Annotated in this window: 6 protein-coding genes; 2 read left to right on the forward strand and 4 right to left on the reverse strand. The window is 56.7% G+C overall.

Features of this window, described 5'->3' with window-relative positions:
- Positions 1 to 6: 6 nt before the first annotated feature.
- A complete protein-coding gene (locus EV688_RS03965; RefSeq protein ID WP_117314750.1) occupies positions 7 to 2283 on the forward strand; it encodes a putative bifunctional diguanylate cyclase/phosphodiesterase in 2277 nt (758 codons plus the stop codon).
- 854 nt (positions 2284 to 3137) lie between these two features.
- On the opposite strand, the gene EV688_RS03975 is transcribed toward EV688_RS03965, so the two are convergent.
- A complete protein-coding gene (locus EV688_RS03975; protein WP_117314752.1) occupies positions 3138 to 4406 on the reverse strand; it encodes a tyrosine-type recombinase/integrase in 1269 nt (422 codons plus the stop codon).
- 1462 nt (positions 4407 to 5868) lie between these two features.
- Between EV688_RS03975 and EV688_RS03980 the strand changes: the two genes are divergently transcribed.
- Positions 5869 to 7065 carry a CDP-glycerol glycerophosphotransferase family protein gene (locus EV688_RS03980; protein ID WP_131917546.1) on the forward strand — a complete coding sequence of 399 codons (1197 nt, stop codon included), beginning with the start codon at positions 5869 to 5871 and terminating at the stop codon, positions 7063 to 7065.
- Between the two features lie 39 nt (positions 7066 to 7104).
- On the opposite strand, the gene EV688_RS03985 is transcribed toward EV688_RS03980, so the two are convergent.
- The 3 genes from EV688_RS03985 to EV688_RS03995 all read right to left on the reverse strand — a co-directional run bounded on the left by EV688_RS03985 (position 7105) and on the right by EV688_RS03995 (position 10829).
- Complete coding sequence (locus EV688_RS03985; RefSeq protein WP_117314754.1) at positions 7105 to 9372, reverse strand: glycosyltransferase; 2268 nt, start codon at positions 9370 to 9372, stop codon at positions 7105 to 7107.
- Complete coding sequence (locus EV688_RS03990; protein WP_117314755.1) at positions 9362 to 10423, reverse strand: lysylphosphatidylglycerol synthase transmembrane domain-containing protein; 1062 nt, start codon at positions 10421 to 10423, stop codon at positions 9362 to 9364. The genes EV688_RS03985 and EV688_RS03990 overlap by 11 nt, the downstream gene beginning before the upstream one ends.
- 67 nt (positions 10424 to 10490) lie before the next feature.
- Positions 10491 to 10829 carry a sodium:calcium antiporter gene (locus EV688_RS03995; protein ID WP_243650296.1) on the reverse strand — a complete coding sequence of 113 codons (339 nt, stop codon included), beginning with the start codon at positions 10827 to 10829 and terminating at the stop codon, positions 10491 to 10493.
- Positions 10830 to 10953: the final 124 nt, after the last annotated feature.

Genomic DNA, 10953 nt, shown 5'->3' on the forward strand with positions numbered 1-10953 from the left:
CTGAGTATGCGCAAAAGCAGATTACCAAAGCTCAGGACCCGAGGCTGGCTTGCGGTAGGCATGGCATTGTGTGTGCTGGTGGTCCTGGCACTGCTCAGCCACAGAACAGTGCAGCAAAGTCGCGACAACGTCATGTACCTTGCGGACGAAGACCTTCCCCTGCTGGTCAGCATACAGCAGCTCAACGTGAAGATGCTCAAGGCGCAGATGACCCTTTACAACTACTATCTGACGGCGGACAGTGCCCTGTTCGCCGAGCAGTTCCCACTGGAATTCGGCGCTTTGTCCGATACCTACAGAGCCATCGAAGCGGAAATCCCGCGTGCGCCCGGCCTCGGCTCGATCGGAGCTCTGGTTGATTCATTGCTCACGATCTCGACAAGGCTCGACGCTGTTATGCGGCAGACGCCCATCGACTGGGACCTGGCGAGGGAGATCCTCGATGAGATGGATCCGGTGGTCAGGCAGCTGGATGAGGATAGTCTTCGTCTGGGCAGCTGGATCGGTGGACGAATCACCGCCGCCTCCCGGGAATCCCTGCAAAAAATCGAGAGAACCCTGCTTCTGATATCCGCACTGGGGCTGGCCTCGTTGATCGCTGCCGGGGTGATGGTGTGGACGAATGCCCGTCGCCTTGCGGCGATGGAGGAACAGCACAGGCTCGCAAGCTTCCCCGAGCAGAACCCGCGCCCGGTACTTGCACTCGACAGCGACGGCTCGGTGAGCTACACCAACACCAGCACTACCCGAATGGCCAACGACATCTTCCGCACGAGCGCTAGCCGCATACTGCCTCCCGACCTGGCGGGTCTGATTGCCAGGGCAAGGTCCACAGGTGAGTTTGTCACCGCGGATTATCGACTGGCGGACCGCTGTATTCATATTGGTCTGCACTGGCTGGAGCGATGGCAGGAGCATCACGTCTTTCTGGAGGACATTACCGAGCGGGAGCTCGCGTTACAGAAGCTGCAGTATCTGGCCTTCCATGACGGGCTGACAGGCGTTCCGAATCGGGCGGCATTCGAGCGGGATGTCCAGCGACGAGTCGCCCATGCCGGCCGCGGGATCCGGATTGCCACCCTGAAAATCAACCATTTCCAGGAAGTGATCAACCGCGGCGGGCACAGTCTTGGCGATGCCGCCGTACAATCGGTCGTCGAGCGACTGACGGATGCCATTGCCGCAGTGCCAGACGCACAGGCGACCCTGTACCGATTCGATGCCAATCTCCTGGCTCTCGTCTACCATGACCACGCAGAGAAACCTGGAGTACCCGAGAGGCTATCAGCCGCGATGAAGGAGCCCTGCCACGCCAACGGGCATGAACTGTACCTTTCACTCAGCACAGGGATCACCGAGCCCGTTGTTGCCAGCGATGTCGATACCTACGCGATTGATGAAATCCTGCGTCGGGCTGACCTTGCAATGAACGAGGCCAAGCATCTGGGTGGTGATGGCATTGTGGTATTTGACCGCGACCTCGAGCTGCGACACCAATACCGCCAAACCTTGAAGAAGGGACTCAAGAACGCGCTGGCCAGGTCCGAGCTTCGTGTTTTCTACCAGCCGCAGATGCACCTGGAAAGCGGATTGATAACCGGGGCGGAAGCCCTGGTACGATGGCAGCACGAGGAGCTGGGGCAGGTGTCGCCCGCGGACTTCATTCCCGTCGCCGAGGATGACGGCCTGGTAGTTGAGATCGGTGCGTGGGTCATGCTCCAGGCCTGTCGGGAGTGCACGCGATGGTCGCAGTATTACGGCCGGCCGCTGGCAGTCTCTGTGAATGTCTCGGCGCGGCAGATGCTGCACAGCAATCTGCTGCTGACCGTTGAACGCGTCCTGTCTGACTCAGGTTTGTCGCCTTCGCAGCTGGAGCTGGAAATCACGGAGAGCGTCGCCATCAGCGCTCGGGAATCAGTCGCCAGCCAGATGCAGGCGCTGGTTTCCATGGGTGTGACAATCGCCCTCGACGACTTCGGCACTGGCTATTCGTCCCTCAGCTACCTGAACCTCCTTCCGGTGAACAATCTCAAAATCGATCGGTCGTTCGTTCAGGGACTACCGCAGGACAACGTTCAGGCGTCCTCCGTTCGGGCGATCATCGGCCTGGCGCGGAACCTGGGTCTGGGCACGATCGCGGAGGGCGTCGAAACCCGGGCGCAGTCTGACTGCCTGGCGAGACTCGGCTGCCAGATTATTCAGGGTTACTGGCTTGGAAAACCCATGTCGGACGTCCAATTCAGGGAGTTTCTTTCCGGTCGTCGTTCGCTGCTCGCTGTGTGAGGGCCACCTGTAGTTCCCCGGGAAAGTCTTTCATCGTGAGATTCCGCGACCACTGAGGAGCCTATAACGGAACGCACGCTGTGCCCGCGCTGATGGCGGGTAGCCGGTAGCGGACTTTACACCCATTGGGATTGGTCAAATCGAGAAAGGCTGGATTCATTCTCCTCAAGCGGTTTTGTTTCAAAGCCGGCACTCTTGCCAGGAGCTCGGATATGAAATATCGGTAATGATGATTGGTGCACGTAACAGACTTTTAAAAATGGCGCTAATAAGACGCGCACGGTCTGTGCACAAATTCCTATACCTATCAGGTGTTAGAAAATGGCAAGAGATCTACGCCAGGTCGAGGGCATGGAGATTATGGCTTGGCGGCCTCGCGCTCGCCTCTCTGTATAGCATCGAGGCATGCGCGAAGATCGAATCTTGTTGAGTTCGGCCCTATACGCATTGGCGGCGGCAGCGTGCCCTCGCGAACCCAGCGCCAGATTGTCGAGCGATCAACATCGAGTGCGACGGCCAAAGTCCTGTCCTTGACCAGCCGGATCGGAGTTACGGTTTCTGGCATGACGTGTCGTCCTAATAAGTTATGCAGGCCGTTGGATGTTGCATTGAACGTGCGTCAGATTCGCCATTAAAACACGGCTCCCTGCGTCGCGATTTTTACGCTGCTCACGTTCAAGGAGCTCGAGGTTGGATAAAAACGGCAAGTTAAAACCCGATCCATCTCGGCATATAATTTGCCGAATATATTCTGACACCGAAAACTGGCGTCAAGAGGTGTGCATGTACGCCGGAACTATCCGCGTTAAGCCCGACTGAACAGGGCAGTGTTAAAATGTAATGCCTGATTCTCCTTATTCATCAGCGGCCGAATCTTTGCCGGCGGACGTCACAGCATCGCAGTATCGCTGCCAGTCGATCATGAGTTCTCTTCGCTTTTCCACGAGTTCGGAGCGGGCGTAGGCTGCGCGAGTCGCATCACTATTGACGTGCGCCAACGCCAGCTCGGAAACCTCATCAGCATACGTCGTGTGTTCCCTTGCCCAGTCCTTAAAGCTGGACCGCAGACCATGGGGGTCAAAGTCATAGCCCATGCGTTTTACAAGTGACCGTAGAAAGTTGTCGGAAGGAATTTCACCCCGCTGTGTGAAAACTGCCTCATGACCCCTTTGCGCCGCGCCTATTATTTCTAACGCCCGCGGGGGCAGGGGAACCGTGTGAGCTTTCCCCGACTTCATTTTTTCGGCAGGAATACGCCAGAGCTTTTCTTCCAGATCGAGCTCCTTCCAGGTCACGCCAAGCTTTCCAAGCCGTTTATCACCAATGACCTCGGATGACCGGGCAGCAGTAAGGAGCATGAACTCAAGGGCAGGGGCTGCCTCACCTTTGCGATCACGGAGTTTTGCGACGAACGCTGGCACCTCACGGACGGGGAGCGCCCTGAAGTGCCGGCGCGTGCGGATCCTCCCAGCCTCCGGAAGAGCGCCCCTCAGAGACTCTTTCCAGCTCGCTGGATTGGTGCCATCCCTGTAGCCTTCCCTGGCGCACCTGTCGAGAATATTTTCCATGCGAGCGCGAACGCGGGTTGCAGTCTCAGTCTTTTCTTCCCAGATGGGACGCAGCACCGCAAGAATGTCTTCGCGAGTAATTGCACGCACAGGCACCGTACCCATATGGGGATTCGCATAGGTTTCCAGGCTGGATCGCCATTGCTTGGACTGGCGAGCGTTACGGAATTCCTTTTCCTTGATAGCGATGAATCGGTCGGCTGCCTCAGCGAAGGTGACCGTGGTCCGCTGGACCTCAAGCAGTGCTTTCCTGGCTTCCTTCCTGGAGTCGATGGGGTTCACCCCCAGCGAGATTGTGTCACGCGCTTCCTGAGCCTTCCTGCGTGCGTCCGCCAAACTTACGGCAGGGTAGGGACCCAGGCCAATATGCCTCCGCCTGCCACCGATCAGCGTCCGCAGAAGCCAGGACTTGCTGCCACTTGGGGTGACCTGTATCAGCAGACCTGGAACGCCACCGACAGGGTGCATGGATTTGTAGGGATTGCCATCGCCTCCGACACCGGGCCCAAGGCGTCGAACTTCGGTAGCACTCAACGCTCTCGCTCTACGCGGCATGCCCGTTCCTCGTTAACTTGCTTTCCCGACGTAGTTACATATATTCGGCGTTGGGTAGTGATTAATCGGAGACGCTCTATGCGATTTGTGCGAAGCAGGATCCGAACTCGGTGCGCCGATCCAACCTATCAACCTGCCTACCAAAAATAATAGCATTGGATGCGACGAAGAGCGACAATATGAAACAGGCGCGAAACAAAAAAATGCTTTCAAGTCAGATATATGAGATAAAAAAGCTAATAGAAACAGAACGTTAGGATCACTATCTGGTGGCCTCCCTCACCGCCATTACCTCAATAAAAACAATAACCTACGATACAAAAAGCCACCAACCTACCAACCTACCAACCTACCAACCTACCAACCTGCCTACCAATAAATAAATAGTGCTTTTGCTGATTCGCGCAGCGGAATGGTCCTTGTTGAAGCACTGGCCCGCTAACAGCTTTTTGAACCGGCGAGATCAGGCTAGGTTGTGTTAGTCCTGTAACATTGAGGACAGGCGCCTGTCCTGGGCGGCACGCGGGCTGCTGGCCTACCTGCTGTCGCGTCCCGATGACTAGCGCGTGCGGGTCAATGACCTGAAGAAACGCGGTGATCTCAGGCGCGACGGCTGCTACAAGCTGTTGCGGTAACTGCGCGCTGACGGCTACGTGTCCTTCGAGCCCACACGGGCTTCCCGCGGACGCATGCGCGACCGAACCTACATCGTTTCCGAGGTACCGCATACGGCTTTGCCGGAAGCGGTCACGCCGGATACGGCACGCCGCGTCCGGCAAATCTGGAAACATTACCTACTACAGACTTTCACTCATTAACAACTACAACAACCACACCGACTACCACACAGCGGCAGGTCAAATAACGCGCTGCGGGCGAGTACTTACGATCCCCCGACTGGTTGCAGAAAGATATAAAGAAAAGGGCGCTGCGCCTGCTCAGCTATCTCGATCCAGCGGATGCTTATCTCGTCATCGATAAGTGGACAGATGCCTGGATGGCGGATGAGGTCCGGGCTGGCTATCTTAAGGCGCTGGTGAGGCGTTGTCGGGGAGGGGGGCCATGAGTTCGCACTTTGCGGGGGAGGTGCGGAGTAGCCTCTGACGGCAAGGCCTCAATGTCGACCTTAATCCTGTGCTGTCCGACGGCTGGAGGCTTTCTTCAGCTACCGCGCCTTAGATGCAGCGCAAATTAATGTATCGATTCACGTCATGCTCAGCGCTGGCTTATTGCGCTATCATGCCCTAAAAGAACTGGTTGGGCAGCCGAAGACCACTTAGATAGATAGCTCACGTGTGAAAGCGCTTTCGTTCTGCACATTGTAAAAGTATTGCGTTCCGATGCGATTCAATCGTTGGGCCGAGGTTGGTTCAAATGTTTGCGCATAGCGCTTCGTTCTTCATCCGTGACAGGCCGGGACTTTAGGTTCAGAACAGGTGGTTGGTTGCAATGAAGGCACGCCGTGGGTACCGTCCGCTATCATTCCGACATCGCTGCTACTTATCAGCCAGGAAACCCCTTGAGGTCGACGACCCGCATCGCTTTCTTCTTCAATCATGTAGCGGCCCATCAGGTCTATCACGGCGCTCCCCTGGCTTTTCAGTTATCGCTGATGGCACCACATTTGAGGGTGGTGATCATCAGCGCTTCGCTGGCGATTGAAGAGACCGTCCATCGGATAGCCCGCCTCTATCCGGGGCACCGGGTTTCTTTCGCGCGGGCCCATGTGCCGTGGTTGGTTCGCGTGGTAACGTCGGCAATGCGCCCGGTCAAGCTGGCCGAGAAAGATGCGATCCGGTGGTTCAGTCGGCGCCTTTTCCGCAAGTTTGACGTGGTGGTGGTCCCTGAGGCCAACAGCCTCAAGCTGAGAGGTTTCCCGGAGCTTTCCAATCTCAAACTTGTCTATACTCATCACGGAGCTGGAGACCGGAGTATCGGCTTTGATGAGAGGCACAAGGAGTTTGATCTCATACTATGCCCCGGCTCCAAGATCAGGGATCGGTTGGCAGGAGAACTCGGCATTCCTGTGAATCGTTTGGCGGTTACTGGCTACCCCAAATTCGATGTGGTGGATCAGCTTGACGTTGGGCAGCAGTTTTTCAAGGACGACAAGCCGGTGGTTCTCTACAATCCGCACTTCAGCAACCGGGAATCGTCGTGGCGCCAGTTTGGTATGCAGGTGCTGGAATTCTTTGCGGACCAGGATGAATATAATCTGATCTTTGCGCCGCATGTGTTGCTTTACGCCCGAGGTCTGCGTCACGGGGCGCGCTCCCTCAGGCGATTTTTCGGTCATCCCCGTCTACATGTCGACACGGGAAGCACCGCCAGCTTTGATATGACGTATACCAGAGCGGCCGATATCTATCTGGGTGATGTCAGCTCCCAGGTCTATGAATTTGTACGCTGTGAAAGACCGTGTATTTTCATAGATGCCGGCGCGAGTGAAGATCCGGCAAACCGCGTGCACCAGCGCATGGGGGAGGTTATTGGCAGCCTTCAGGACCTTCCCGAGGCTCTTGCCAGCGCGGCTGACAAACATCAGCGTATCTACTGCTCAGTGCAACGTGAACTGTTGCGATCGACGTTCGACGAGGCCGACGTGCCGGCGACAGAGCGTGGGGCGCGCGCTATTATTGAGTGGCTGGAAGACGCTTAGACAGGCGTCAGCGGGATAGACGGTCTGTTGGTCGATGCGTCATTCCTTTGCACGATATCTGGTGTTTTTGTTTGCAGGCCGTTCGTCGGCGTGGCGACCAGTAAATTGCCGAGTGGCGATAATGGTGGCATAAAATCGCCTTACGCTGTCGCTGAAACGGGCGATGCTGTAGGTCTCTGCTGTGGTCACGGCGGTCGCAGAGAGTCGCTTGTACAGGCGCGGATCTTCAAGTATCTGCTCAATCCGAGCGCACCATCGGGCGATATCCAGTGGCGTCTTGAAGCCGTTGACCCCGTCTTCGACGATGTCATCTATGCCGCTTGACCGCACTGCCACCACTGGCATTCCTGCCGCCATGGCTTCGATTATCACCATGCCCTGGGTTTCGGAGCGCGAGGCGAACAGGAACACCTCACCTGCCCGGCAGTAGAGCGGCATCTCGTCGGGTGCGATAGTGCCAAGTAAGATCACAGCGTCCTGCAAACCCTGCTGGCGGATTCTGCTTTCGATCCGGTTCCTTTCCGGGCCATCGCCGATAACCAGCAATCGAAACGCGTGATTGCTGTCGTTCTTCAGTTTTCTGATGGCGTCGAGCAGAAAGTCGATATTCTTTTCCTTGCTCAATCGGGAAATGCTGACAAGGATACGTTCACCGTTCGGTGCGTACTTGTTCCGCAGTTCCTCAACGGCATCTTTCTGAACGCTACGCAATCGGTCGATATCGATGCCGGTGGGTTGCACCAGCACCCTGCGCCTGACCCCAATGGTGCGCAGATACTCCTCTGCAGATTCCGTCGGTACAATAACGCCATCACAGCGATTGGCGAAACGGCGAACAACAGCGTGCGACACCAGGTTGCGGAACAGCGGGCCCGGCAGGGGTACGTAGTGGGCGTAATGCTCCAGTCGTGTGTGGTACGTGTACACCACGGGAATACCCAGGCGTCGCCCTATGAACAGGCCGGCGCTGCCGAGCCAGAATGGATGGTGAACGTGGATAATATCGGGACGAAAGCGGTAAATTTGCCAGTACATGCTGACTGAGAAAACATTGGCCAGACGAAACTCCCTGTGCCTGCCCAGGGGAAGAAGTGCTCGCACACGAAGCACCTTGGAGTTCTCTGTATCAGCACCGGGGTAGCGGGGCGCAATAATCAGTACACTGTGTCCGAGTTGCACCAGTCCCCGATGCAATCGTTGTATGGATATGGGGACGCCGCCAACGAAGGGAAGGTAGTTATTGGTAAACATGGCGACACGCAAGGTGGCGTCTTTAAATTCATCGGGATCGACATCAAAGTCGGGATAATAGTCTGTGTCCGTAAAGATCCGACTGTGCAGCCAAAGCGCCAGGGCGATGAGCAGGCTGACCAGCAGGATAAAATTCAGGTAGCCCACGTAGAACAATGAATGGATGAAGAACCAGAAGCTTTCCAGGGTCAGCCATAACGGATGCTGGCCGAACTGAAGTCGCTGCTCCCGGATGAAGAACTGATCACCCTCGACGTGGATTGATACAAAATGGTAGTGGCTGCGCTCGTTATTAATGACCAGCCCGCCGGCGCCACCGGTGACAATATAGGCAGTACCGCCATGATGTTGCTGATCGTACTGCGGCAAGGTAGCTGAGAATACTGCGCGCACCCCGGAGCCTTCGATCATATCTCTGAAGGGCTTGCGCTCAGCTTCTTCGAACAGATATTCGGTCGGCGGATCGAACAAGCCGGATCGCTCGACCGGATAGAGTGGATGTGCGCTGAAAAGAAACACATTGGTTTCGTCTGCGGCCGCCAGTTCTTCCTCCAGCCAGCGTTGTTGCCAGCCGAAATCCGTAGTGCCGGTGCTGTCAATGAAGACGAATCGACTATTGCCCGCCGCAAAGCTGAAGTGCAAGGGACCAAAGTGGTCGTAGAATCGAAAGCCGCCCAGCCGACTTTCTTCCTGAGGGCCGAAGGTCAGTACATAGGGCATATCGAGTCGTGCCAATGTGCGGTAGACAGCGCGGTATTTATCCTCGCCGCCGCTGGATACGGCGTTTCCGGCAGACACCACAAAGTCGTATCCACTCTGGTTCAGCCGGGGGATGATCTTGCGTTCGAATATGCCGACGGAGTTACTGATATTGCCGACGACCGCAAAACTAAAGGCTTGACGCCCCTCAAGGACGGCTTCCAGGTTCTCCACCTGAACGGCGTGCTCGGCGGCGAAATCCACCTCAAAGAAGTTGAGGTAGATTTTGTAAATCACTAACGTGCTCGCGAGGGCTAGGCTGAGCCAGTAGAGCCAGCGAAGGGCCTTACTTCGCATGACGACGCCGTCGTCCGATTTCGTACAGGGTCACGGGTACGCCGATCAGCATCCCTAGGTGGACAGTGAGAAAGCGCCAGCCCAGGGTGAGGATCAGAAGGTCCCCGGATCCCACGAGCGAGGCGAAGAGAACCGCGAAAATCCCCTCAGCGACACCGGCGGCTCCAGGTGTGGGCGCGAAGTACATTGCAAACGTGTTGACGAGCATGGCCGCCAGAACCAGAGAGTAGTCTATGCGGTAGCCCAGCGCCCAGAGCAGTAGCGCGGGAAAAGAAAACAGAGAAAGTAGGAAGATGGCCGTCGACACGAGCGCCAGCAGCTGGTCAGCGGGTCTTCCCTTGAAAAACGCGCGGAAGCTGTAGCCAAAGCGGATCATTTCCCGGCGCAGACGGAACCGCCAGCGTCGCTGGCGTGACGAGCCGATCAGATGCATCCGGTGAGCCAGAGCCAGCATCGCGGTGGCAGCGTGGATAAACCAGCGCAGTCGCCAGAGCAGAAGCACGAAAAAAGCGAGATAGAGCGCGGCGAATAGGCCCAGCCAGGGGCTCCACTGGCCGGCGAAAGAGCTGCCAACGAGTTCATCGAGACTGATCAGTACCAGCGGTGCTGGCAGGAAAATCATCAGCGTGGAAAGCAATGTGCGCAGGGTAGTGGCGGCCGTGGCCGCTCCGATACGAATACCATGCCGGTGGAGATGCCAGATCTGCATTACGCCGCCGCCGGTGGCCATGGGCGTGACACCCGAAAACAACACGTTGATAAATACGAGCGGCAGCATCACTCGGAAGGGAGGATGTTCGCCGAGCGCGCGCAATGTGAACCATAATCGCAGGGCGTCGCTCAGGTAAAACACGCACAGCAACGCCACAGCCGAAACGACAAGTCGCGGTTTGAGCAGTTCTCGCCATAAATGATCGACTTGACCATCGAGTTCCTGATGGATCGTCAGCGGAACGACAGCGCTGAGGATGATAAACAGTGCCGCAAAGGCGAGCAACTTTGCGCGGCTGGCGGGCAATGTGATGCGGGAGATTGGTTCGGGTGGTCTCATTCAAGTACGGTCAAGGGTGGATAGCCACCGTGATAGCGAGAGCCTCTGCCTGAATCGAGAACGGACACTATGAACTCTGGACAACGGTTGTGACGAGCCAGATGTTGTAGGCGGCAAAGGCCAGTAACAGCACAACACCCTCCATGCGATTGATCCGTCCTGGGCTGCGAAAGCCATAAGCCATCAAAAGTAGTCCAGCCGTGAAAGTCATCATCACGGGCCAGTCGCGGCCTATGATATCGGGGGACAGGGTAGGCATGGGGGAAATGCTGCCGGCAATGCCAACCACCGCCAACAGGTTGAACATGTTGGAGCCCACGACGTTGCCGATGGCAATGTCGTGCTCACCTTTGCGCGCCGCGATGACAGAGGCGGCCATTTCCGGCAACGAGGTGCCCAGCGCCACGATCGTCAGGCCAACGATAAGGTCGCTGAGTAACCGGTCATTCCAAGACGTCGTTGCCAGCGTGACTATTTTGCCTTGGGCGGTACCAACGCACGGACGGTTGCAACGATTTCCCGCAAGTCAC

Source organism: Chromatocurvus halotolerans, from assembly GCF_004340525.1.
Classification (GTDB): domain Bacteria; phylum Pseudomonadota; class Gammaproteobacteria; order Pseudomonadales; family Halieaceae; genus Chromatocurvus; species Chromatocurvus halotolerans.

Excerpts from the sequence above, each read along its gene's own strand:
- EV688_RS03975 (WP_117314752.1), bottom strand. The coding sequence starts at position 4,406 with ATGCCGCGTAGAGCGAGAGCGTTGAGTGCTACCGAAGTTCGACGCCTT.
- EV688_RS03965 (WP_117314750.1), top strand. The coding sequence starts at position 7 with ATGCGCAAAAGCAGATTACCAAAGCTCAGGACCCGAGGCTGGCTTGCG.
- EV688_RS03990 (WP_117314755.1), bottom strand. The coding sequence starts at position 10,423 with ATGAGACCACCCGAACCAATCTCCCGCATCACATTGCCCGCCAGCCGC.
- EV688_RS03985 (WP_117314754.1), bottom strand. The coding sequence starts at position 9,372 with ATGCGAAGTAAGGCCCTTCGCTGGCTCTACTGGCTCAGCCTAGCCCTC.